The sequence below is a fragment of the Virgibacillus sediminis genome, from assembly GCF_042643265.1.
GTDB lineage: Bacteria > Bacillota > Bacilli > Bacillales > Amphibacillaceae > Virgibacillus_O > Virgibacillus_O sediminis.
Genome location: NZ_JBHRRZ010000012.1, coordinates 92,463 through 115,437, shown reverse-complemented (window position 1 = coordinate 115,437; position 22,975 = coordinate 92,463). Strand labels below are relative to the sequence as shown.

Genomic DNA, 22,975 nt, shown 5'->3' with positions numbered 1-22,975 from the left:
CCCATTTATTTTTGTGGCGGTATTTCATCGACGTGCAAGTACGGTTTCAATTTCTGCAGTTCCTTTTCCGGTAACTCATCTTCGATCATCGGGAAGATAATGCGTTCCTCTTTCCTGATGTGGCTATCCAATAATTGTCCGAGACGATTCATCAAGGAAACCGAATTTTCATCGGAAGTAATGATTTGTTGTACATAGGATCGGATGGTTACATGCTCCAACAGCATTTCGGCTATTTCAGGCTGTTCACTAGACTGATACTTAGCATATACCGGCAACAAGATCTCCTCTTCATCCCGGAAATGCTGATTGCCGTCTTTCTCCCAGAAATACTTCAGACTGTCTCTCATTTCTTCCACTGTCAGCTCGCTTTTCTTCCAATTCTTTTCAGTTGCAATGCCAGGAAAAGGGCATGGTGGTGATGGTGTGAAAGTGGATATAAGGATGTATGCCGTTTGATTCCCTTTTTTCCATTTTCATCCTCCTCGGGAAGTTTCTTTTCCCCTAGTATACACCTTCCCACTGCTGAAAAATGTGATTCAAATCACAAGTAGGGGGAAGATCATGTGACGATAAATATTCCGGAATAAGAGTCAGCGAACTAAAAATTACTCAAATATTTAGAATTTGACTTGAAAGTTAAAATTAAAACTGTTAGAATATTTTTAACAACACGTCGTACATACAATAGAAAAACTTCCTGTTAAATTGTAATCGTTTTCTTAAAGTGATAGAACGTACTATTTCTTGGAAGCAGCCTAGGCGGCCTCCACAAAGCTTTGGGTACTATCCACTACAGTGAATGAAAAAGGAGTTTGATGAGTATGTTCAATTTTCGCCCGTCAGAAGAACAGGAACAGTTGCTTGCCAGAGCCAGAGAGTTTATGGAAAAAGAAGTATATCCCGCCGAGCAGTATATTATCCCGGGGGAAGGACTGCCGTCTCACATCTTAAAACCGCTGCAGCAAAAAGTGAAAGATCAGGGATTATGGGCGGCCCATTTACCAGAGGAAGCCGGGGGTTTGGGGCTTGGGGCAGTTTTCCTCGGCCTGTTGAATGAGATTCTTGGCAGCAGCCCTATTGGTCCCCGTGTCTTTGGCACAGCGGCTCCGGACACAGGAAATATGGAGATTTTGTTGAACGCTGCGAACGAAGACCAGAAGAAAAAATATTTAGAGCCGCTGGTGAATGACGATATTAGGTCCTGTTTTGCCTTAACGGAAAAAGAGGTCTCGGGTGCAGATCCTACAGGAATCCAGACCACCGCAAAAAAGGAAGGGGATTACTATGTACTTAATGGAGAGAAGTGGTTTATCAGCAATGCTGGACTTTCTTCCTTTGTCATCGTAATGGCCGTTACAGATCCGGAGGCCGCTCCGCATGAACGGGCCAGCATGTTCATTATAGACATGGATCATCCTCGCCTTGAACGGGTGAGGGACATTGAGGTTATGGGCGATTTTAGTGAGGGCGGACATTGGGAACTTCGGTTCGATAATTGCCGTGTACACGAAAGCAGCATGCTTGGAAACCCAGGAGAAGGGTTCAAGTTGGCGCAAATGCGTCTGGGACCTGGCAGGATCACCCATGCGATGAGATGGCTGGGTGTCATGAACCGAAGCTTTGACTTAATGGTGAATTATGCCCTGAAGCGGAAAACACGGGGCACCCCACTAGCTGAATTCCAATCGATCCAGAATTTCGTTGCTGATTCTGCGGCAGAGATTGCCTCCGCCAGGTTATTAACCCTCCATGCAGCTTGGAAAATGGATCAGGGGGAAGATGCCAGAAAAGAAATTTCCCTTATTAAATTCCATGGGGCAAAAATTATTAATGATGTGATTAATCGTGCGATCCAGGTACATGGTTCGTTAGGCTATTCAAAAGATACACCGCTTGAATCTTTTTATCGGGAGTCACGGGCGGCCCACATTTACGATGGTCCGGATGAAGTACACCGCATGGTAGTGGCAAAGAGAATCTTTAAGGAGTACAAGCGGAAGATGGAAGAAGTGAACGCATAGTCAGGCAGGAGGCGGGATTAATGAAGGGAAATTTATTGGACCTTACCGGGAAGGTGATTTTGGTTGCTGGCGGAAGCAGGGGGCTGGGCGCACAGATGGTCCGTGATTTCGCCGGACAGGGAGCAAATCTTGTGATAGCAAGTAGAAACAAGGAAGCCTGTGCCAGACTGGCGGAAGATATTGCTGAGGAATATAAAGTGGAAGCATTGCCTATCTCATGTGATATGGCAAATCTGGAAGATATCAAACAAATGTACAAGGAAACATTAGATAGGTTTGGGCGAATTGACGTCGTAGTAAATAACGCTGGGGTGAATCGAACAAAACCGGCTGTGGAAGTCACAGAGGAAGATTTCGATTTTATTTTCGATGTGAATATCAAGGGGCTGTTTTTCAGTTGCCAAGAAGCAGCCAAAGCGATGATTGATCAGGAGAGCGGGAAGATCATTAATATTTCCTCTGTCGGCGGTTTGAAACCATATAAGCGAATTGTCCCTTATACAGCCAGCAAGGCAGCTGTCATTCATCTGACCAAATCCCTGGCGTCCGAGTGGGCAAGATATGGAATCATTGTAAATTCTATTGCACCAGGGTTGATCAGTACAGAAATTAACGAAAAAGAGTTTGAAGATGAAAAGTGGCTGAACAAGATATTAAAGACTATTCCAATGAGGAAATTGGGGGAACCACAGGATATCTCCAACATTGCTTTATATCTTGCATCAGAGCTTTCCAATTATGTTACCGGCCAGACAATCCCGGTGGATGGAGGAACATTGACAGAATAGCATCCCGGGAGTCCGGGCTCTCTGTTAAAAGAGAGTCCGGATTACCCGCTGGCTTAAGGATTGCGCATCGGAATCTATATTTGTATATAAAGAGGGGAGAAATGCGAGATGAAAATGACAGAGGTAATTGCCGTTATCACTGGAGGAGCTTCCGGGCTGGGAGAAGCAAGTGTCAGAAATATCACCTCCCAAGGCGGGAAAGCTGTTATTTTTGATTTGCAGGAAGAACGGGGAGCGAACCTGGTGCAAGAGCTGGGTGAGGAGAATGCGCTATATGTAAAGACCGATGTATCTGATGAAGAAAGTGTGCAAGCAGCTTTGGGGCAGGCTGTCCGCCGTTTCGGCTACATAAATACGGTGATCAACTGTGCAGGCATCGGGCCATCCGCTAAAACATTCGGCAGAAAAGGGGTACATTCCCTGGAATCTTTCCAGAAAGTGATTGATGTCAACCTCACCGGGACGTTTAATGTAATACGGTTGGCTGCAGAAATAATGAGTGAAAACACGCCAAACGAAGATTCGGAACGAGGAGTAATCATTAACACAGCTTCCGTGGCCGCATTTGATGGACAAATCGGTCAGGCCGCCTACAGTGCTTCCAAAGGAGGAATTGTAGGTATGACTCTGCCGATAGCAAGAGATCTTGCCTCCCTGGGAATCAGGGTGATGACAATCGCGCCAGGCTTGTTTGAAACCCCATTATTTCAAAGCCTGCCGGATAAGGCCATTCACGCGTTAGAACAAATGACACCGTTTCCTAAGAGATTAGGCAAACCAAGTGAATATGGCAAACTGGCGGAAAGTATTATAGTGAACCCGATGTTGAATGGAGAAGTCATCCGTCTCGATGGCGCAGTCCGGATGCAGCCTAAATAGGGAGGCCAGTGATGAAAAGGTTATTTCTAACTCAAGAACATGAGATGTTCCGTGAATCACTGAAAAAGTTCCTGGATAAGGAGGCAGCCCCATTTTATGAGAAATGGGAGGAAGAAAAGCAGATTCCGCGGGCGTTCTGGAAAAAGATGGGGGAGCGCGGTTACCTTTGTCCCTCGACAGATGAGGGGTACGGTGGCTTTGGAGCGGATTTCGGCTATTGCGTCATCCTTGCTGAGGAACTGGATAAAATAGGTACCGGTTTAGCGTCAGGTGTCAGTCTTCATAATGATATAGCTACCCCGTATATAGAAAGTTATGCAAAAGAAGAACGAAAAAGAGAATGGCTGCCAAAGGCTGTAAGCGGCGAAATGATCAGTGCCATTGCAATGACGGAACCCGGAGCGGGATCGGATTTGGCAGGCATTCAAACAACCGCCGTCAAAGAAGGAGATTCCTACATTCTGAACGGAGAGAAAACGTTTATCACAAATGGGCATTCTGCCGATATCGTGGTGGTCGTTTGTAAAACAGATAGGAATGCGGCACCAAAACATAGAGCCATTAGCCTATTGGCAGTAGAAACCGGCATGCCTGGATTCACGAAGGGGAAGAAATTATCGAAAATGGGCCATCATGCCAATGACACATCCGAACTAATTTTCGAAAATGTTCGTGTACCGGCGGAAAATTTGCTTGGAGAAGAAAATAAGGGGTTTTATTATTTAATGGAAAAGCTTCAGCAGGAAAGGCTGATTGTCGCCATCCAGAGTATCTCCTCTATAGAAAGAATGCTGGAATTGACGGTTGACTATGTAAAGCAGCGGAAAGCTTTCGGGAAAAGCATATCCTCCTACCAAAATACTCGGTTCAAGCTAGCGGAATTAAGGACAGAATTTGAGATGGGCAGAAGCTTCGTCGACCGGTTAATTGAAGAACATATGGCTGGAAGAGATATCACCAGTGAAGTGTCGATGGCCAAGTGGTGGACGACAGAGCTTGCCAGAAAGACAGCAATGGAATGTATGCAGCTGCATGGTGGATATGGATACATGGAAGAATTTGAGATTGCAAGAAGGTATCGGGATTCCGCAGTGGCAACGATTTATGGAGGTACGAATGAAATTATGAGGGAAATCATTGCCCGGGGAATGGAGCTGTAAAAGAACAAACCCACCTTTTCCAATATGAAGGAAGAAAGGAAAATATATATGAGAGAAGCTGTAATCGTAGAAGGTGTAAGGACGCCTGTAGGAAAATATAATGGAGCTCTCAGCGGAATCCGTGCAGAGGAGCTGGCAGCAAAACCGCTGGCAGAGCTGGTAAAGCGAACAGGAATCCCTTCTGAACTGATTGAAGACGTTATTTTTGGCTGTGTTACCCAGGTATCGGAACAGGCTTTTGACATTGCTAGGCAAGCAGCCCTCATTGCCGGTTATCCGGTGGATGTGCCAGGGACGACCATTGACCGCCAATGCGGATCAAGCCAGCAGGCTGTTCATTTTGCAGCCCAGGCAATTATTAGCGGGGATATGGATGTAGTGGCAGCAGGCGGGATTGAAAGCATGTCCAGGGTCCCAATGATGTCCAATATGCAAGGAACTGAATTGAGCGGAGCCCTCACCTCTAAGTATGAAATAATCAATCAGGGCTTGTCAGCGGAGTTAATTGCTGATAAATGGAATATTTCTCGGGAAGAAATGGATGAATTATCTCTCGAGAGCCACCGCCGGGCAGTACGGGCCAGTGAAGAAGGCCGGTTTGATAAGGAAATCATGCCTGTGGAGGTACAATTGCCGGATGGTAACACAACGGTTATCAGACATGATGAAGGGCCCAGGAAGAACACTAATTTAGAAAAATTGGCATCGCTAAACACTGTTTTTAAAGAAGGTGGAAAAATCACGGCCGGAAATTCATCGCAGATCAGTGATGGAGCTTCAGCCCTTCTTATTATGTCCAGGGACAAAGCCGAGGAATTGGGGTTAAAGCCGCGTTTCCGAATTGTTGCCCGGACCGTTGTCGGCTCGGACCCGACACTCATGCTTACCGGCCCAATCCCAGCAACGAAGAAGGCACTTGAAAAAGCAGGCCTCTCCATAAATGATATCGACATATTTGAAGTAAATGAAGCATTTGCTTCCGTCCCAATCGCATGGATGCGGGAAACAGGGGCAGATCCGGCAAAACTCAATCCAAATGGGGGTGCGATTGCACTTGGCCATCCATTGGGGGCGAGCGGCGGACGTCTTATGCTTACCATGATGAGTGAATTGGAGCGCACTGGCGGAAGGTTTGGATTGCAAACTATGTGTGAGGGGCATGGGATGGCAAACGCGACGATCATTGAGCGGCTGGATTAAGGAATCATTCCGAATTTTAATTTTCCACTCTGAGGAGGATGACTATGCCACTTACATCCATACGTATTTTAGATCTTACCCGATTATTGCCTGGCCCTTATTGCACCTTGATTCTAGCCGACTTTGGGGCAGAAGTGATTAAAGTGGAAGAGCCGCTTTACGGAGATTATGCGAGGGCTGAGGAACCAAAACTGGATGAAGATAGTGCTTTCTTCCATTCCATCAACCGCAATAAGAAAAGTGTTTCCATTGACCTTAAGTCGAAGGAGGGGAAAGAACAATTCCTGAAGCTTGCAGAAGAAGCGGATGTGGTTGTTGAATCCTTTCGTCCAGGTGTGATGGATCGGCTCGGGCTTGGTTATGAGGTTTTAAAGGAAGTGAATCCTTCCCTTGTTTACTGTGCCATAACGGGTTATGGCCAGACAGGGCCGTATGCCTTGAGGGCCGGCCATGATATCAATTATATAAGCTATGCAGGTTTGCTGTATCTGATGGGCGAATCCGACAGGGGACCAGTCGTGCCGGCGACGCAAATTGCGGATATAGGAGGCGGGGCTCTTCCAGCCACTGTCGGTATTTTATTAGCCGTGATCGAACAGCAAAAGACCGGGAAAGGACAGTTTGTCGATGTCTCCATGATGGATGGGGCGATCTCCTGGCTGCAGACGATTCTTCCGGATTACTTTGCATCAAATAAGGAAGAAAAGAGGGGAGAACTGGCATTAAGCGGGGGGAAAGCATGCTATAGTGTCTATGAAACGAAAGATAAAGGATATCTTGCTGTGGGAGCATTGGAAGAGAAATTTTGGAGGAAATTCTGTGAAGTGATAGGCAGGGAAGATTTTATTCCTTTACTGGATGCCCCAGTTGCCGAGCAGCATCGGTTAAAATATGAAATCCAGCAGATCATTTCCCTGAAAACCAGAGACGAGTGGCTGCAGCTTTTCTCCGGTACAGAGACATGTGTAACTCCCGTCCTCAGCATAGAGGAAATAGCTTCTGATCCTCAGGTTAAAGCCCGGGAAATGATTCAAGAACTAGATCACCCTGCATTGGGGAAGGTGAAGCAGATTGGTTTTCCAATTAAACTGTCAGGCACCCCTGCTGAAATCCGCACAAAAGCTCCCGGTCTTGGGGAGCATAATGAACAAATACTGGGTAAACTTTACAATAAATAAGTATGTGGACAAACACGGCCTATCTTTTCCGGTAGGCCGTGTTTGTTTGGATGGAGGGATCCAGCAATCCCGAGCGAAGAACCTACTACACTATGGAAAATACCGCTCGTATGCACAGGCGGCAGAAGGTTTGCAGAAAAGAGAATTGCAATGATTCCCATACGAAACAAAGCCCTAAACAACTCATAAGGGGAGTCGTTTAGGGCTTTGCAGTTTGTTTTGTATGAAAGATATAGCTTTCTTACGTCAAGCTTTATACGGTCGCGGAAAATTGCTTTTTCATTTCTTTTTTAATCTGGGCCAATGCCTTATGAGCATCGTCCATAATGGTTGGCATCCAGAAGAAACCGTGGATCTGTCCATCAAATCTCGTATGTTCCACCGATACACCTGCTTCTTTCAAACGTTGGGCATACGCTTCCCCCTCATCCCGCAGAACATCGTATTCTGCTGTGAAGATAAGTGCAGGCGGCAGGCCAGACAAGTCTTTGGCGAGCAATGGGGCGGTATAAGGGTTCTTCTTATCTTCCTCGCTGTTTAAATATTGATCATTGAACCAGTGCATTGCGTCCGTCTCCAGGTAGTTGCCTTTTCCATTTTCTAAGTAGGAAGTCGTGGTGGTGTCGAAGTTTGTCACCGGATAAAGGAGAATTTGCAGGGAAATCGCAGGGCCGCCACGGTCTTTGGCCATTAATGGAACCACCGCAGCCAGATTTCCGCCCGCACTGTCACCAGCGACAGCAAGGCGCTTAGGGTCACCATTGTGTTTCTGGATATTTTCCGCTACCCACTTGGTGGCGGTATAACAGTCTTCTGCCGGTACAGGAAATTTGTGTTCCGGAGCCAGACGATAATCAACAGATACAACTATTGATGCAGTCTCGTTGGTTATCTGCCGCATAATTGGATCAACCACATCTAAATCGCCAAGCACCCAGCCGCCTCCATGGTAGAAGACCAATACGGGGAACGGGCCATTGCCTTCCGGGGTGTAGATCCTTAATCCGACCTTCCCGCCGTCATGTGCTGGAATGTTGGTATTTTCAACCTTTGCCACTTCCTGAGGTTCGCCCACTAAATCTGCATAAAGAGCAGCCAGACCTTCCCGGTTTTCCTCGACTGTCATTTCCTGAATCGGCTTCCCATCCGCTGAATTGATCTGATCCAATAATTTTTTAACTGCCGGTTGGTATCCCACAATTATTTCCCCCTTTTTTTGAATGCGTTTTCAACTATCTGAAAATGATTATACAACCTTTCAAATAATTTGGCAACTAATTATTTGAAAAATAACAAATATTTTAATTTTAAACTATTGATTCAATAATTTAACGTTGATATAATATCAAAACACCATGTACTTTTCTGTACTCAAAAAACGAGGGGTGGTAGAAGAATGATTTATCAATTTCTTCCAGTAGAAAGTGTTCATTATGGAGCAGACATAGTCAATGATCAATTGATCACCGAAATTAGGAAGCTGAACGGAAAAAGGGCTCTGATTGTTACGACGAACAGCCTGTTGAAAGTGGATGAATATCAGAAAATGATTCAATCCTTGCATGCTGAAGGGATTACCACCTATGAAATGAGCGTGAAACAGCATGTACCTGGGAAACAATTGATGGGGGATATTCAAAAGATTCGCGCTTTTGGCCCAGACGTGATCATCAGCTGCGGGGGAGGCAGTCCCATCGATGCAGGGAAAATCCTGTCACTGGCTTTAGCGGAAGGCATTGACTCCGAACAGGAATTGTATCCATTCTCAGAGATGCTACGTACAGAACGGCCGAAAATGGGGAGGTATGTTCCCAATTTCGCGATTCCGACAACCCTATCTGCAGCTGAATTTACAAGTATAGCCGGTGCCACCAACAGCAAAGACCAGATAAAATATAAATTCTCCCATCCCCATATGACACCACAACAAGTTTTTCTTGATCCCGTGTTTACAAAGCAGACGCCTGACTGGCTATGGCTGTCCACAGGCATCCGCGCGGTGGACCATGCAGTGGAAACACTTTATTCGCCAACACCCAACCCAGTAAATTCGGGACTTGCCCTTCAGGCCTTAAAAAAACTGTATCATTATCTTCCTCTTTCCCATGACCATCCTGAAAATATGGAGTACCGGCTGGAGTGCCAGTTAGGCGCATGGCTTTCCCTGTTCTCGGTCGTCAATATTAAGCTCGGTTTATCCCACAGCATTGGACATCAATTAGGAGCATTATATAATATACCGCATGGGATGACGTCTGCGATTATGCTCCCAAAAGTGATGAAGTTTCTGCTTCCCCGGACCATAGAACAACAGGCGGCTATCTCTGAAGTATTAGGGTTCTCGGAGCCGGGAAAAGACATGAGGGAAATTGCCGAGCAGGCACCAGAGATTATAAGCGGTCTGATCAAGCGGCTGGAAATTCCCCATCGTTTACGGGATTTTAATATAGATGCAGAGACCCTTCCACAGTTAGTGGCGAACGTATTGACAGATATTCGTGGGGAGGAAAACGAATTTGTCATGGAAACCCAGGAATTGGAGAAGGAGATAAATAATTTAATAAAGAGCGTATGGTGACCCTGGGAGAAAATGAATAAAAGAGCCAATTCTGTTCATAATTGTTAGAATCATAAATAAATTCTAAAAAATACTTTACATTCAAATTTTGTATAGGTATAATAATTTTTAAGCTGAAGGGTTCAAACTGTGCAGGTAAAGGAGGGAAAATAAAATTAATATCATGGTTTCTTAGGTGTTAATTGTAAGCGCTGTCAGTAGCTGTTGTTTAAATAAGAAATGATGATTTGGCCATTATTTCGAACTGAGGTGACCAGCCATTGCAAAGAATTAAGAACGTATATTACCGAACGAATGACATGAAAGAGGCGATTGACTTCTATCAGGAAGTAATGGGGTTGAAGCTTCAATTTAATGATCGAGATCAATGGGCGCAATTCAAGGTTGGTGACGTGACATTTGCACTTGGCGGCACGGAAGAGGTCCCGGAGAAATTGGAGGCCGGGGGTGTTGTGACCTTTGAAGTGGAAAATATAGCAGCAATGAAAAAACGAGTGGAGCAAGATGGTATTCAAGTGAGTGATGTCCGCGAGATGGGGAGCCACGGGTATACCTGTTATTTTCATGACCCATCCAATAATATGGTTCAGCTGTATGAGAAACAGCCAATCGATAAGAGTTAATATTTTTGAAGGAAGGGGATCCATACATGAGTAAACTGGAGAGTGAAGTATTGGATGCACGGGCATTTCGCAATACGGTCGGAAACTTCACAACGGGTGTTACCATCATAACTACCAAGAATAAAGAGGGGCATCCGATAGGGTTTACAGCAAATTCTTTCAGCTCATTGTCACTTGATCCACAATTGCTGCTTTTTAGCATAGACAAGAAATCTAGTACTTATCAAGATTTTATGAATACTGAAGGCTTTGTCGTAAATATACTAGCGAGTGACCAGATCGCTCTGTCCAAGCAATTTGCGACAAGCGGAATTGATCGATTTTCTGGGGTGAGTTATTACGAGGATGCTTCAGGCAGTCCCGTTCTTCCGGATACATTGGCATATCTGGATTGCAAGGTGGCTAATCTATTCGATGGCGGCGACCATACCATTGTCGTTGGGGAGGTCCTCTCCGGCAGTACTGCACCTGATAAAAAACCTCTCATCTTCTTTAAAGGAAAGTATTTGGAAGTGTAAACAGCCCTCCCGCGGTACTCTCAAAAAATTAGGAATGGGGATTAATTCATGAATTTACGAAGGTCTCCACCATGAATAACTTCCTGAACAGTTACTGAAATATAAAAAATCCAATAAAAATGAGGAGCGTGTAATTATGGAATTTGGAGTTTTTTATGTATTGGAATCCCCTGATGGAGACTTTAAGCGTGCCTATGATGAAATGCTGGGACAGATTGAGTATGCAGAGGAATTGGGCTTTGACGCGGTCTGGCTTGCCGAACACCACTCTACCGCTTATGGATCGATGGCTAACCCGGCAGTCGCCATGGCAGCCATTGCCGAACGGACAAAAAAGATTAAAATAGGAAGCCTCATTTCCGTATTGCCGCTCGGAAATCCGATTCGAATTGCTGAAGATTACGCGATGGCTGACATCATCAGCGGTGGGCGCCTGCAGTTTGGAGTAGGGCGAGGGTATCAGCCGACGGAATTCAAGCAGCTGGGTGTGAGCATGGAAGAGACAAGGGCCCGTTTTAAAGAGGAATTGGAGATCATTACCGGACTCTGGACCCAAGAGGATTTTTCATATGATGGCAAATTCTATCAATTGGAAAATGTTACACTCAGGCCTAGACCGCTTCAGTCCCCACCGCCAATTTATGTAGCATCGATCAGCCCTCAGACATTTGATCTGGTTGCCAATATGGGGCTGAATCTGACAGCAACACCGACCTTATCCACTTTGGATGAGCTGAAGGGCCAATTGAAAGATGCCCGAGAAGTATTGATTCAAAAAGGCATGAAACCGGAGGATATCGACTTTCCTATCAATCTGCAAATGCATGTGGCGGATAATGCCGAAGTGGCCTATGAACGGACCAAGGAATATTTTGACTGGTACTTTGATATGGTCACAAGTCTAGTCCCAGGAGGAGACGGCAAGAAAGCTGCTAAATCTTATGAAGCGTTTGAAGATGTTGCCAAGGGAATGTCCAGCATTACCTTTGACCAACTGCGTGAGGCTGGCACCATCCATGTCGATGGACCACAGGCATTAATTGAGGAAATTGAAGGCATGCAGGAGGCATTTGGCCTGAAACAGCTCAGCTGTTGGCACCGGATAGGCGGCATGTCGGATAAACTGGTTCGTGAGTCCATGGAGAGAATGGCTAAAGATGTCATCCCGTATTTTAAGAAAAAAGCAGCCAAGCAAAAGATATAGGACCGGAATCTCACGGCCTCAAGTAAATAGGTGCGTCTTTATTTTTAGGAATATTCCAATTATTTATTATGCTCCAAAAGGAGGAAAATGAATTGACCCAAGAAGAAAAAAATAAGCAATTGGTCAAGGAATTCATGGAAGTTTTCTCTACAGGGAATATTGATCGATTCTTATCGTATATGTCTGATTCAGCAACATGGTGGGTTGCGGGGAATATAGAAGGGGTGTCCGGGGAGAAGACCATGGCAGAGTTCAGGGAAATGAACTCCGGACTAGCCACGGCGACCAAGGAAGGAGCTATTTCCTTAAAACCGCTGGCATGGACGGCAGAGGGAAACCGCGTCGCAGTGGAGACGGAATCCTATGCCGAAATGACCAACGGCAAAATTTATAATAACCTGTATCACTTCCTGTTTGAGGTGGAGAACGGGAAGATCCAGAAAGTAAAAGAATTCCTGGATACCGAACATACAAGAGATGTCTTTCTCGGTGAATAACCGGGATGAAAGAATGGAGAAGAAACGCAGCTTCTTCTCCTACATAAGCTAAAATCTATCCTATTAGGGGGCATTGGATGCAAAATTATCAGGATCTGGTGAGGAACTTTTCTTGGGAAGAAGTGTTAAAAACATATGATTGGAATCCAGAAGAAAGATTCAATATGGCCCATGAGTGCTGCGACCGCTGGGCAGATGATCCGGAACGCGTTGCCGTCTACTGGGAGGATGAAACTGGAAAAAAAGAGACATGGACGTTCCGGAAACTAAAAGAGAAGTCAGATCAGATGGCCAATCTCCTCCGTTCATATGGAGTGGAGAAAGGCGATCGAGTGGCAGGACTGCTTGGCAAGGACATGGAGCTTTTGCTGACGGTGCTGGCAGCCTGGAAAATCGGTGCCATCTATGTCCCTCTGTTTACTGCATTCAATTTCGGTGCATTATCCCACCGGCTTCAGGACAGTGCCTGTAAAGTGCTGGTGACAAATCAGGAACAAGCAGAGAAATTAGATAGTGACTCACCTTCTGTAGAAACTATCCTGATTGATGGTGTATTCCCCGGCGGTTTGACTTTCCGGGAATTTCTGGACACTTTCTCTAAAGAACATAGGACAGAACCTACGAAACTGATGGACCCTTCCGCCATCCAGTATACCTCCGGATCAACTGGTCTGCCGAAAGGAGCGGTCTGGGGGCATAAGATACTAGTAAGTATATATCCCTATCAGCGGTACGCGATGGGGACAACGGAGAGCGACCGGCTCTTTGGCGGAGCTGATCTCGGCTGGTCATTTGGACTCATCCAATGCACCTTTGCCCCTTTGAGTATGGGGGCATCTGTCCTGATCTATAAAGGGAAATTCAGAGTGGAAAAGACGTACCAGCTCCTGCAGGATTATCAGATTACTAATTTCGCCTTCGCACCGACCGCCTACCGCGCCATGATGGCCGCTGGTCCGGAGGTGGCGAAAAATTATGATATTAATGTACGGAAATTCAGCAGTGCGGGGGAGCCTTTGAACGCAGAAGTAGTGAGGTTTTTCAAGAAGAATTTCGGCAGGGAAATATATGACCATTACGGCGCAACGGAGACTGGCATGATCATCAATAATTATAATTCCACCGACATGGAAGTGAAGCCGGGTTCCATGGGATTTCCTTCTCCAGGTTACCGTGTGGGGCTGCTGGATACGGAGGGCAATTTGGTAAAACAAGGAGAAACAGGCGAAATTGCCGTTGACCGAAAGGCCTTCCCGTTCTTCTTCTTGGGGTACTGGAATAACCCGAAAAAAACGGAAGAGAAGATGAAAGGGGACTGGATGCTGTCCGGAGACCTTGCATCAGAGGATGAGAACGGATATTTCTGGTTTCAAGGCCGGTCAGATGACATTATTTCCAGTGCCGGCTACCGAATTGGCCCGTTTGAGGTGGAAAGCAGTCTAGTGGAACATCCGGCGGTAGAAGAGGTGGCAGTGATTGGCAAACCGGACCAGGTAAAAGGGGAAATCGTTAAGGCATTTGTTGTACTAAGAGATGAATTTAAAGATAAAGCCTCAGAAGCGTTGAAAAATGAATTGAGTCTGCATGTGAAAGAAAAATTATCCAAACATGTGTATCCAAGAGAAGTGGAGTTTATCAAGGAATTACCGAAGACACAGAGCGGCAAAATACAACGCTACCGTTTAAGGAAGGCGATGGAACATCATAGTGGAAAATGAAGGGGGTGACTTTGCATGAGTACTGGAAGTTCAGAAATGTCCGAGGTCCGTACTGGGGAAGATTTTGACAGAGAAGCAGTAAAGTCCTATATCGAAGCAACCTACCGAAAACTCCCTGATCTTCCTTTGGAAGTAAAACAATTCTCCACCGGTGTGTCCAACTTGACCTATTTCCTCCGCTGCGGGGAGTGGGAGGCAGTGATGCGCCGACCTCCAAATGGCCCATTGCCTCCTAAAGCGCATGATATGAAGAGGGAATCAGGTTTTCTCCAGAGACTGCACCCGTTTTTCCCATACGGACCGGAACCCTATGTCATGTGTGAGGATGTAGAGATAATCGGCGTTCCTTTCTATGTGATGGAGCGTAAAAAGGGAATCGTCTTGGATGAAGAATTCCCGCCGGACATGGAAGTTACAACGGAGCGGCTGCAGAAATTATCCTACGCTGTAGTGGACCGGTTGGCAGATCTGCACACGATCGATTACGAGCAGGCGGGACTCTCGTCATTCGGCTATCCGAAAGGCTTTATCAATCGTCAGGTACAAGGTTGGATCAAGCGTTATGAAAAGGTCAAAACGGATGACATTCCTTATGTAGACAACGTAAGCATGTGGCTCTCAGACCATGTGCCAGAAGAAATTGGGAGCGGAGTTATCCACAATGATTACAAACTGAACAATATGCTGCTTAGTCAAGATTTGACGGAGATTAACGCCATTCTGGACTGGGAGATGGCCACCATTGGGGATCCGTTGTTTGATTTGGGCGGAGCACTTGTCTATTGGGTACAGAAAGATGATCCAGATTCCATTAAGGACAGCCTGCCTTCCATCACAGCTTCCCGGGACGGTTTTATATCCCGCGAGGAATTTATTCAGCGATATGCTGAAAAAACGAAGAAGGACATAAGGAATATTACCTTCTATGTAGCGCTGAATTATTTCAAGCTAGGCGTGGCACTGCAGCAAATCTATCATCGCTGGAAGATAGGAAAAACAGAGGATGAGAGGTTCGCGGAATTCCATCAGCGTGCTCGTCATTTAATACAGCAGGCCTATGAGGTTATAGAAAGTAGACAGTATAACCATTAAAACGAGGAAGTGAATAACTAATTGAAATGAGGAATAAATAGGATTATTTACAAGGGGGATATAAATGAGGGTGCAGAAGTTATCAATATTAAGTATATTTATCATTTTGCTATTGGCCGCATGTCAAGGGGAGACGGAATCGAGTGCTACAGGAGATGCAGAATATACCATCCGAAATCCTATCATTGTTAGTGAAGATAATTTTGTAGCGATTACCATGAAAAAGTTTGAAGAATTAGTGGAGGAGAAGACAGAAGGCCGAATTGAAGTTGAAAATTATTATAATGGTACTCTCGGGGCTTCGGATGAAGAAGCTTTACAACTAGTATTTGACGGAAACGCTGAGATATTCGGTATGTCTTCCTTCGTTGGTGCCCAGGCAACAAGCGTAGACGGACTAAATATTTTTGATATACCTTTTTTATTTGAGAATCGTGATGAATTGTATGAGTTTGTAGATAGCCCTGTAGCTGAGGACATTTTTACTGAGTTTGAAGAAGAAACAAATACAAAAATATTTGGAACTTACGATATTGGTTTCTATGGAATGCTTAACAATTCCCATCCAATTGAAGAACCAAATGATCTTAATGGATTAACATTAAGAACACCACAATCCTCCATGTATATGGATTTAGTAGAAGAATTAGGGGGGAACCCATCACCTATTACTCAAGCGGAAGTTTATTCAGCCCTACAGCAAGGAACGATTGACGGTTTAATGACAACGTTGCCATTAATGCATGATTATCAATATCACGAGTTGGGCCAACATATAACAGTAACAGCACATAGTTATGTCCCTTACATTCTGACAATGAATGGCGATTTCTATAATAGCCTTCCAGTTGATTTACAGGAAGCTGTTGAAGAAGCTGCACAGGAAATGCTGGAGTGGTCCATTAACTATGTGGAGGAAGAAGAGAAAGAAGCGATTGAAAAGATGAAGGAAGAAGGTACTGAAGTGATCGAATTGACAACCGAACAGAGACATCACTTCTTTGAAGAAGTACAGCCTGTTATTGAAAAAAATATTGACTCGGTTGGAGTGGAAACCTACGAAAAAGTATTGGATTCTCTGGATAAGTAATTATGTAGCAAGCCGTTAGAAATATCTCTCCACAGAGACGAAATAAAAATCTCTGTGAAGAGATTTTCGGCAACTACTTAAGGGAGGTGAATCCTTGGTGAAGGTATGGAAGAAGACACCAATAGAAGGATATATATGTTTCGTGTTACTGTCCCTTATCACTATTGTTATGGGTATGGAAATTGTAGCAAGGTATATATTCAACGATTCCTTTCGTATTGCTTCTGAATTATCCCGGTATCTCTTTATTTGGTTTATCTTCATTTCTTCAAGCTACGCAATTGTGGAAAAAACTCACATTCGAATCGAAGCATTTATATTAGTATGGCCGAAGAAAATTCGTCCCCACCTAAAGTTCCTGGGTAATCTGCTTTGGTTTCTTTTTTCATTATTTATTGCATTTATGGGTTTTCAATACAGTATTGGCATGTTGCAGGATAGCACAAATTTATCATCAGCAATGAGAATTCCGGTTGGTGTGATCTATCTATCCATACCAATTGGTTATGCGCTAATGGCAATGAGACTATTGCAGACAGAATACTTGGCCTTTAAAGATATTAAGTCAGGAAGTTAGATTCGAGGTGAGTTAGTTGCTATTTACTTTATTAATGTTGTTTGGCTTATTTTTTCTCCTTATTGCGACAAACATGCCGGTAGCAATAGCCCTGGGTATTTCAAGCCTTGCCGTACTGCTTGTGAACAATATGGCTACTATTGATATGTATCTTACCGCTTCTTTCACAGCAAGTGACTCACTTCCGCTGATAGCAATTCCTTTATTTATCCTGGCCGGTGATATTATGAGCAAAGGGGGAATAGCTAAAAGGCTCATTCAATTTGTGGAGACGCTGGTTGGTTCCTTCACGGGAGGACTGGGAATTATTACGGTTATTACCAGTTTTATATTTGCGGCAATCTCAGGATCAGGCCCCGCTACTGTAGCCGTAATAGGGGGAATTATGCTTCCGTATATGATAGAAAGAGGCTATTCCAAGGAGTATTCCACTTCTTTGGTGGCAAGCGCAGGATCCATGGGACCGATTATTCCACCGAGTATACTATTCATTCTGTACGGCGTGTTAGCAAATGTCTCTATTGGCGACTTATTCATTGCAGGTATTATCCCAGGTATGATGATTGGGTTGACACTAATTATTGTAAACTATTTCATCAGCAAAAAGGAGAACTATACAGGTACAGAAAAGAAGACCTTCAACGATGTAGTGAAATCACTAAATGAAGCTAAGTTTGCCTTATTAGCTCCTATAGTGGTTCTGGGAGGGATTTATGGAGGAGTCTTCACACCCACAGAGGCAGCGGTTATTGCGGTGTTCTATAGTTTACTAGTTAGCTTATTTATCCATAAAGAGATTAACTTCAAAGATATTCCATCCATTTTCATGAATGCCTCAGCTGTCAGTGGAGGGATAATGATTCTGGTCGGGGTGGCAGCATTATTTGGGAGGATATTATCACTGGAGCAGATCCCTAATCAACTCTCCCAATTTATAGCAGGAATTACAACAAATCCTTTTATCATGCTATTAGTCATAAGTGTTTTTTTACTAATTGTCGGTATGTTTATGGAGACAGTTTCCGCATTAATGATTTTTGTTCCCATTCTCATTCCCATTGCTCTGCATTTAGGTGTAGATCCTCTTCATTTCGGCATTATTGCCAGTATTAATTTAACTTTGGGGCAGTTGACCCCTCCTATGGGGATTAATTTGTTTGTCGCCTCACGAATTTCTGACCTTCCGTTTGAGCGAACGTTCAAGTATTTATTCCCAATACTAGGAGCTCTAATTATCACCATGCTAATCATCACGTATATTCCGCAACTATCATTATTCCTCCCTGAATTACTTAACTAGCTCCCTTTCGATACAATCTTTTGAATGTTAAATTGACGATAAAATAATGAACGGCTAGAATGAATATAAGTATATGTCTGAATTTGCCAAAGGAGTGAGGAAATTGTCGTTGCGGGCACAAAAAACAGCGAAGAAGAAAGAGGAGATTCTGAAATCGGCTGTTACTATCATTGCCGAGAAAGGCTACCATGCTACTACCATGGAGGATATTGCAGCTAAACTCCTTATGACCAAGGGATCTGTTTATTATTATTTTAAAGATAAACAGGATCTGCTGTATCAAAGTTATAAGATGCTTCTGGAAAGAAGTATAGAAAATATGAAAGCGATTAAGATGGAAGTTCCGGCCACAGAGGAAAAATTACGGAGAATTATGGCCGCCCATATAGATTACCTAATAACTGAGCGGTTTGGCTTTGAGGCAGGGATGAAACCAGAGCAGTTCTTCGAGGGAGAACAACTAGATACCATCCTAGAGCTGCGGTCCCTTTATGCGGAAGGGTTGGATGAAATAATTTTGGAAGGAATCGATTCAGGGTATTTTGACAACGTTGACATTAAGATTGCCCGGAATATCATCTTGGGAGCGATGAACTGGGTCATCCAGTGGTACAAATCCGAAGGGGAAAAAGACCAAAAAGAAATCGCTGATTCCATATCCGAATACCTTATGAGAATACTTAAAAAGCCGGAAAATTGAATGACATTCTGACCGGCTTCTTTCCTGTCAGCTTAGAGGAAGGGGGACATGAAAAGGATGGACCTTCCATGTAAGACTGGCCTTAAAAACGTATGCCTTTTGGTTGAATTTATATTCAAAATTAAATGCTGCGTTCAAAATAATTTTCCAGACCTGAGGAGTGGTTAAATGGCAGAGTTGCTGTCTGTGACAAAAGAGAATGGAATTGCGACCGTCGTGATCGATAATCCGCCAATGAATGTTTTGAGTAATAAAGTGGCAAAGGAATTGGATGAAGTATTCAATGAGTTAAAAGAAGACAGGGAAGTCATCTCCATTATTTTGCGGGGGGCAGGGGAACGTGCATTCATGGCTGGTGCGGATATAAAAGAGTTTCCTGATAGAGGTAAACAAAAAGATGAAATAGATGTCCACGAGGTATTTTCAAAGATTGAAAATATCCCGAAACCGACTATAGCCCTGCTGAATGGTTTCACACTTGGTGGAGGATTGGAGCTTGCATTGGTATGTGATATCCGGATTGCGGAGGATCACATAAAGGTGGGCCTGCCTGAAGTGAACCTTGGTCTGCTTCCAGGTGCGGGTGGAACACAGCGTCTTCCCAGACTGATCGGTGCTTCCAAAGCGAAGGAGATTATGTTCACAGGGGAATTACTGACGGCAGTCGAAGCATACAGGATAGGGATAGTGGATCAAGTCGTTGGCAAAGGAAATGGCGGCAGGGAAGCGGAAGAACTTGCCCGGAAATTTGCCGGAAAGTCACTGCAGTCATTAAGCCGGATAAAGCACCTGATCAACAAGGGAAGCAATCTCCCTTTAGAAGAGGGATTGCGATTGGAAAAACAATTATTTGATGAACTTTTTGTTACCGATGACGCGAAAGAAGGGGTCCGTGCCTTTATCGAAAAGCGCCAGCCAGTTTTTACTCATAAATAAAATGGAAAGCTTACTAGTTTAATCTTAGGGTAGTAGGTAGCCAGTAAAGATGGAGGTGCACGTCACTTGCCTATGAAAAGGGAAAAAACAGTGCATGCAATAGATTGGGCCAACGTGGAGAAATACTTGCGTGCACATATAGAAGGTTTACCTGATCGGGAAATGAGGGTTCAAAAATTCACAGAAGGATTTTCCAATTTGACCTATATGATACAAATAGGGGATTGGAAAGCGGTGCTCAGAAGGCCGCCATTTGGCTACATTCCTCCGAAGGCGCATGATATGCAGCGGGAGTACCGGATTTTAGAAAAAATTCATCCTGTCTATCCGTATGCCCCGAAACCGTATATTTACAGTGAAGACGATGAAATTATGGATAAGCATTTCTATCTTATGGAAAAGAAAGATGGCGTGGTAGTGGATAGGGAAATCCCTGAGGAGTTTGGCAATTATCCAGATGTTGGTAAACAAATGTCAGAAGCAATTATTGCAGCACTTTCCCAGCTGCAGAACATCGATGTTAAGGAAGCTGGCTTAGAAAGCCTTGGGAAACCAGATGGCTATGTGGAGAGACAGGTAGTCGGATGGAAAAAAAGACTGGATCGGGCTAAAACTAGCGGCCTTCGGAACGTGGAAGATTTGGAGAAGTGGCTGGCCGATAATATCCCTGAAAACAATAAGGTTTCGGTCATTCACAATGACTTTAAATTGAACAATATGATGTTCGACCGGGATGACCCCGGTAAAATTATCGGTGTTTTTGACTGGGAAATGGCTACGATTGGCGATCCGCTGACAGATCTTGGTTCCACGCTTGCCTATTGGAGCGGAGAGGGGGACCCCTATACTGGAATTTCTTCCATTACCAGTATGCCGGGCTTCTACAGCCGAAGAGAATTTTTAGAGAGGTATACGAAAGTTTCCGGCATGGATGTCTCCAATATGGATTTCTATTTAACATTCGGATTCTATAAGCTGGCGGGCATTATGCAGCAGCTCTATCACCGATGGGAAATCGGCGAGGTGAAAGATGATCGCTTTTCGACCCTGCAGCAAGGGGTTAATAACTTGATAGAAATGGCGGAAGAAGCGAAGGATAATAAGCTGCTTTAAGAATATTTGTATTGCCTTGAAATGGTGGAGGGGAAGAGAATGGCGAGGGCCCAACCAAGTGCAGAGGCCTTGCATTTGGTTGGACCCTCAGTTGTTTACATGGAGTCTCTCTATATAATTAGGTTGGTGGGGGAGCATAAATTCCATTCCCCTACCAACAAGGAGATCAATCACTACCGGTTATTTGCAAATCATCTTTAATGATAGCTAAAGGTGTATCAGGGCTTCCCTCTTGGCCCACTGAAATTTCCACAGAACTGACAGTTCCGCTTACTCCTATACACACTTCCTTTTCCTTTTGTTCATGACTCCTGATCAAAAACAATTTTTCCCATTCATAAACGTATGACTCTGGTTGAATGAAAACTTTTTCCACGGTACCATGGCTGGGACTGTAAATCGTATGGAAGACTTCCTTCATAATTTCACCCTTCCTGTTTAAGAATTTATTCTGTAATTTGGGGAAACTCTCACTCGGACTTTAAAGCTCCTTTACACCCATCCTCTAAAACGGGAGGCCTCTGCCATTTTTCTGATGCCGACAATATAGGCTGCTAGACGCATATCTACCTGGTGCTGACTAGCAGATGTATAAACTTTTTCGAATGAATCGACTAGAACAGTACGTAATTTTGCTAAGATCTCTTCTTCGCCCCAATAATAACCCTGGTTGTTCTGCACCCATTCAAAGTAGGAGACGGTCACACCACCGGAGCTTGCGAGCACATCGGGAACAAGTAAAATTCCACGTTTAGTCAATATTTTGGTCGCTTCCAATGTTGTTGGACCGTTTGCGGCCTCCACTACAATAGATGCTTTAATGTTTTTCGCATTCTTTTTAGTGATTTGATTGGCAATCGCAGCAGGGATGAGAATGTCACATTCCTTTTCTAGCAATTCCTCATTCGTAATTCTGTTATTGAATAAGTTGGTAACCGTTCCATAGCTGTCACGGCGATCGAGTAGATAATCAACATCCAGTCCGTCCTGATCATAAAGTGCCCCATAAGCATCGGATATTCCGACCACTTTTGCACCAGCATCATGCATGAATTTAGCTAGGTAGCTCCCTGCATTTCCAAATCCCTGAATAACGATCCGAGCATTGGTTAACTCAATTCCACGTTTTTTCGCTGCTTCTTCCACACATATTGTTACCCCTCTTGCTGTAGCCGTTTCTCGGCCGTGTGAACCTCCAAGAACAACCGGTTTTCCAGTGATGAACCCTGGGGAATCGAATTCACGGATACGACTGTATTCATCCATCATCCAAGCCATGATTTGCGGGTTTGTGAATACATCTGGAGCTGGTATATCTTTTGTTGGACCGACAACCTGACTGATCGCGCGAACATAACCCCGGCTTAATCCTTCTAGTTCACGGAAAGACATCTCCCTGGGATCGCAAGCAATTCCGCCTTTCCCACCGCCATAAGGCAAATCGACAATCCCGCATTTTAAACTCATCCACATGGATAACGCTTTTACATCTGTTTCATTGACTTCTGGATGAAATCTTACGCCGCCTTTTGTGGGGCCTACTGCATCATTGTGCTGGGAGCGATAACCGGTGAACACTTTGATTTTTCCATCATCCATTCTGACAGGGATGCGTACGGTAAGCATTCGTAATGGCTCTTTCAAAACCTCATACATTTCCTCCGGATAACCTAGATAATGCAAAGCCTCATGAATAATCGTTTGTGTCGAATTAAACAGTTCCAAAGACTCTTCCTGTACAGTTAGATGCTTTTCTTCTAGCACAGATGTAGTTCCCATTATATCCACCTCGGAATAGCG

Annotated in this window: 23 protein-coding genes; 19 read left to right on the top strand and 4 right to left on the bottom strand. The window is 44.4% G+C overall.

The window, feature by feature from the left end; all coding sequences use genetic code 11:
* Window positions 1–5: 5 nt before the first annotated feature.
* On the bottom strand, window positions 6–350 hold the full coding sequence (locus tag ACFODW_RS06825; RefSeq protein WP_390304665.1) for a hemerythrin domain-containing protein: 345 nt from the start codon (window positions 348–350) through the stop codon (window positions 6–8).
* 474 nt (window positions 351–824) lie between these two features.
* On the opposite strand from ACFODW_RS06825, the gene ACFODW_RS06820 reads away from it, so the two are divergent.
* The 6 genes from ACFODW_RS06820 (at window position 825) to ACFODW_RS06795 (ending at window position 7,229) form a co-directional block, all read left to right on the top strand.
* Window positions 825–2,024 carry an acyl-CoA dehydrogenase family protein gene (locus ACFODW_RS06820; RefSeq protein WP_390304575.1) on the top strand — a complete coding sequence of 400 codons (1,200 nt, stop codon included), beginning with the start codon at window positions 825–827 and terminating at the stop codon, window positions 2,022–2,024.
* 20 nt (window positions 2,025–2,044) lie between these two features.
* Window positions 2,045–2,812: an SDR family NAD(P)-dependent oxidoreductase gene (locus ACFODW_RS06815; RefSeq protein ID WP_390304573.1), complete on the top strand. Its 768-nt coding sequence runs from the start codon at window positions 2,045–2,047 to the stop codon at window positions 2,810–2,812.
* A gap of 108 nt (window positions 2,813–2,920) precedes the next feature.
* A complete protein-coding gene (locus ACFODW_RS06810; protein WP_390304571.1) occupies window positions 2,921–3,691 on the top strand; it encodes a 3-hydroxyacyl-CoA dehydrogenase in 771 nt (256 codons plus the stop codon).
* Between the two features lie 11 nt (window positions 3,692–3,702).
* The gene (locus ACFODW_RS06805) at window positions 3,703–4,851 is read left to right on the top strand and encodes an acyl-CoA dehydrogenase family protein (RefSeq protein WP_390304569.1); all 1,149 of its coding nucleotides are present in this window, start codon (window positions 3,703–3,705) and stop codon (window positions 4,849–4,851) included.
* Between the two features lie 48 nt (window positions 4,852–4,899).
* Window positions 4,900–6,051, top strand: coding sequence for a thiolase family protein (locus tag ACFODW_RS06800; protein WP_390304567.1), 1,152 nt, complete (start codon window positions 4,900–4,902; stop codon window positions 6,049–6,051).
* A gap of 44 nt (window positions 6,052–6,095) precedes the next feature.
* A complete protein-coding gene (locus ACFODW_RS06795; protein WP_390304565.1) occupies window positions 6,096–7,229 on the top strand; it encodes a CaiB/BaiF CoA transferase family protein in 1,134 nt (377 codons plus the stop codon).
* A gap of 253 nt (window positions 7,230–7,482) precedes the next feature.
* Here the strand turns inward: ACFODW_RS06795 and ACFODW_RS06790 are convergent, their stop codons facing one another.
* A complete protein-coding gene (locus ACFODW_RS06790) occupies window positions 7,483–8,427 on the bottom strand; it encodes an alpha/beta hydrolase (protein ID WP_390304563.1) in 945 nt (314 codons plus the stop codon).
* A 198-nt stretch (window positions 8,428–8,625) separates the two neighbouring features.
* Between ACFODW_RS06790 and ACFODW_RS06785 the strand changes: the two genes are divergently transcribed.
* The 13 genes from ACFODW_RS06785 (at window position 8,626) to ACFODW_RS06725 (ending at window position 21,175) form a co-directional block, all read left to right on the top strand.
* The gene (locus tag ACFODW_RS06785) at window positions 8,626–9,807 is read left to right on the top strand and encodes an iron-containing alcohol dehydrogenase (protein WP_390304561.1); all 1,182 of its coding nucleotides are present in this window, start codon (window positions 8,626–8,628) and stop codon (window positions 9,805–9,807) included.
* A 260-nt stretch (window positions 9,808–10,067) separates the two neighbouring features.
* The gene (locus ACFODW_RS06780; protein WP_390304559.1) at window positions 10,068–10,430 is read left to right on the top strand and encodes a VOC family protein; all 363 of its coding nucleotides are present in this window, start codon (window positions 10,068–10,070) and stop codon (window positions 10,428–10,430) included.
* Window positions 10,431–10,456: 26 nt separating this feature from the next.
* Complete coding sequence (locus ACFODW_RS06775; protein WP_390304557.1) at window positions 10,457–10,948, top strand: flavin reductase family protein; 492 nt, start codon at window positions 10,457–10,459, stop codon at window positions 10,946–10,948.
* Between the two features lie 136 nt (window positions 10,949–11,084).
* On the top strand, window positions 11,085–12,152 hold the full coding sequence (locus ACFODW_RS06770; protein WP_390304555.1) for an LLM class flavin-dependent oxidoreductase: 1,068 nt from the start codon (window positions 11,085–11,087) through the stop codon (window positions 12,150–12,152).
* 92 nt (window positions 12,153–12,244) lie between these two features.
* A complete protein-coding gene (locus tag ACFODW_RS06765) occupies window positions 12,245–12,649 on the top strand; it encodes a nuclear transport factor 2 family protein (RefSeq protein ID WP_390304553.1) in 405 nt (134 codons plus the stop codon).
* 77 nt (window positions 12,650–12,726) lie between these two features.
* Entirely contained in the window at window positions 12,727–14,367 is a 1,641-nt protein-coding gene (locus tag ACFODW_RS06760; RefSeq protein ID WP_390304551.1) for an acyl-CoA synthetase, read from the top strand.
* Window positions 14,368–14,382: 15 nt separating this feature from the next.
* Window positions 14,383–15,459: a phosphotransferase family protein gene (locus ACFODW_RS06755; RefSeq protein ID WP_390304549.1), complete on the top strand. Its 1,077-nt coding sequence runs from the start codon at window positions 14,383–14,385 to the stop codon at window positions 15,457–15,459.
* 64 nt (window positions 15,460–15,523) lie between these two features.
* On the top strand, window positions 15,524–16,549 hold the full coding sequence (locus ACFODW_RS06750) for a TRAP transporter substrate-binding protein (RefSeq protein ID WP_390304547.1): 1,026 nt from the start codon (window positions 15,524–15,526) through the stop codon (window positions 16,547–16,549).
* A 97-nt stretch (window positions 16,550–16,646) separates the two neighbouring features.
* Window positions 16,647–17,126 (top strand): TRAP transporter small permease, encoded by a 480-nt coding sequence (locus ACFODW_RS06745; protein WP_390304663.1) that lies wholly within the window; start codon window positions 16,647–16,649, stop codon window positions 17,124–17,126.
* Window positions 17,127–17,142: 16 nt separating this feature from the next.
* The gene (locus ACFODW_RS06740) at window positions 17,143–18,426 is read left to right on the top strand and encodes a TRAP transporter large permease (RefSeq protein WP_390304545.1); all 1,284 of its coding nucleotides are present in this window, start codon (window positions 17,143–17,145) and stop codon (window positions 18,424–18,426) included.
* Window positions 18,427–18,529: 103 nt separating this feature from the next.
* Window positions 18,530–19,126 carry a TetR/AcrR family transcriptional regulator gene (locus ACFODW_RS06735; protein ID WP_390304544.1) on the top strand — a complete coding sequence of 199 codons (597 nt, stop codon included), beginning with the start codon at window positions 18,530–18,532 and terminating at the stop codon, window positions 19,124–19,126.
* A gap of 168 nt (window positions 19,127–19,294) precedes the next feature.
* Window positions 19,295–20,062: an enoyl-CoA hydratase gene (locus ACFODW_RS06730; protein WP_390304542.1), complete on the top strand. Its 768-nt coding sequence runs from the start codon at window positions 19,295–19,297 to the stop codon at window positions 20,060–20,062.
* Between the two features lie 72 nt (window positions 20,063–20,134).
* Window positions 20,135–21,175, top strand: coding sequence for a phosphotransferase family protein (locus ACFODW_RS06725; RefSeq protein ID WP_390304660.1), 1,041 nt, complete (start codon window positions 20,135–20,137; stop codon window positions 21,173–21,175).
* 166 nt (window positions 21,176–21,341) lie between these two features.
* Here the strand turns inward: ACFODW_RS06725 and ACFODW_RS06720 are convergent, their stop codons facing one another.
* Window positions 21,342–21,596, bottom strand: coding sequence for a hypothetical protein (locus ACFODW_RS06720; protein ID WP_390304540.1), 255 nt, complete (start codon window positions 21,594–21,596; stop codon window positions 21,342–21,344).
* Window positions 21,597–21,667: 71 nt separating this feature from the next.
* A complete protein-coding gene (locus ACFODW_RS06715; RefSeq protein ID WP_390304538.1) occupies window positions 21,668–22,954 on the bottom strand; it encodes a Glu/Leu/Phe/Val family dehydrogenase in 1,287 nt (428 codons plus the stop codon).
* Between the last annotated feature and the right edge of the window lie 21 nt (window positions 22,955–22,975).

Excerpts from the sequence above, each read along its gene's own strand:
- ACFODW_RS06770 (WP_390304555.1), top strand. The coding sequence starts at position 11,085 with ATGGAATTTGGAGTTTTTTATGTATTGGAATCCCCTGATGGAGACTTT.
- ACFODW_RS06775 (WP_390304557.1), top strand. The coding sequence starts at position 10,457 with ATGAGTAAACTGGAGAGTGAAGTATTGGATGCACGGGCATTTCGCAAT.
- ACFODW_RS06760 (WP_390304551.1), top strand. The coding sequence starts at position 12,727 with ATGCAAAATTATCAGGATCTGGTGAGGAACTTTTCTTGGGAAGAAGTG.
- ACFODW_RS06755 (WP_390304549.1), top strand. The coding sequence starts at position 14,383 with ATGAGTACTGGAAGTTCAGAAATGTCCGAGGTCCGTACTGGGGAAGAT.
- ACFODW_RS06815 (WP_390304573.1), top strand. The coding sequence starts at position 2,045 with ATGAAGGGAAATTTATTGGACCTTACCGGGAAGGTGATTTTGGTTGCT.
- ACFODW_RS06720 (WP_390304540.1), bottom strand. The coding sequence starts at position 21,596 with ATGAAGGAAGTCTTCCATACGATTTACAGTCCCAGCCATGGTACCGTG.
- ACFODW_RS06820 (WP_390304575.1), top strand. The coding sequence starts at position 825 with ATGTTCAATTTTCGCCCGTCAGAAGAACAGGAACAGTTGCTTGCCAGA.
- ACFODW_RS06810 (WP_390304571.1), top strand. The coding sequence starts at position 2,921 with ATGAAAATGACAGAGGTAATTGCCGTTATCACTGGAGGAGCTTCCGGG.
- ACFODW_RS06825 (WP_390304665.1), bottom strand. The coding sequence starts at position 350 with ATGAGAGACAGTCTGAAGTATTTCTGGGAGAAAGACGGCAATCAGCAT.
- ACFODW_RS06805 (WP_390304569.1), top strand. The coding sequence starts at position 3,703 with ATGAAAAGGTTATTTCTAACTCAAGAACATGAGATGTTCCGTGAATCA.
- ACFODW_RS06750 (WP_390304547.1), top strand. The coding sequence starts at position 15,524 with ATGAGGGTGCAGAAGTTATCAATATTAAGTATATTTATCATTTTGCTA.
- ACFODW_RS06730 (WP_390304542.1), top strand. The coding sequence starts at position 19,295 with ATGGCAGAGTTGCTGTCTGTGACAAAAGAGAATGGAATTGCGACCGTC.
- ACFODW_RS06800 (WP_390304567.1), top strand. The coding sequence starts at position 4,900 with ATGAGAGAAGCTGTAATCGTAGAAGGTGTAAGGACGCCTGTAGGAAAA.
- ACFODW_RS06785 (WP_390304561.1), top strand. The coding sequence starts at position 8,626 with ATGATTTATCAATTTCTTCCAGTAGAAAGTGTTCATTATGGAGCAGAC.
- ACFODW_RS06715 (WP_390304538.1), bottom strand. The coding sequence starts at position 22,954 with ATGGGAACTACATCTGTGCTAGAAGAAAAGCATCTAACTGTACAGGAA.
- ACFODW_RS06795 (WP_390304565.1), top strand. The coding sequence starts at position 6,096 with ATGCCACTTACATCCATACGTATTTTAGATCTTACCCGATTATTGCCT.
- ACFODW_RS06725 (WP_390304660.1), top strand. The coding sequence starts at position 20,135 with ATGAAAAGGGAAAAAACAGTGCATGCAATAGATTGGGCCAACGTGGAG.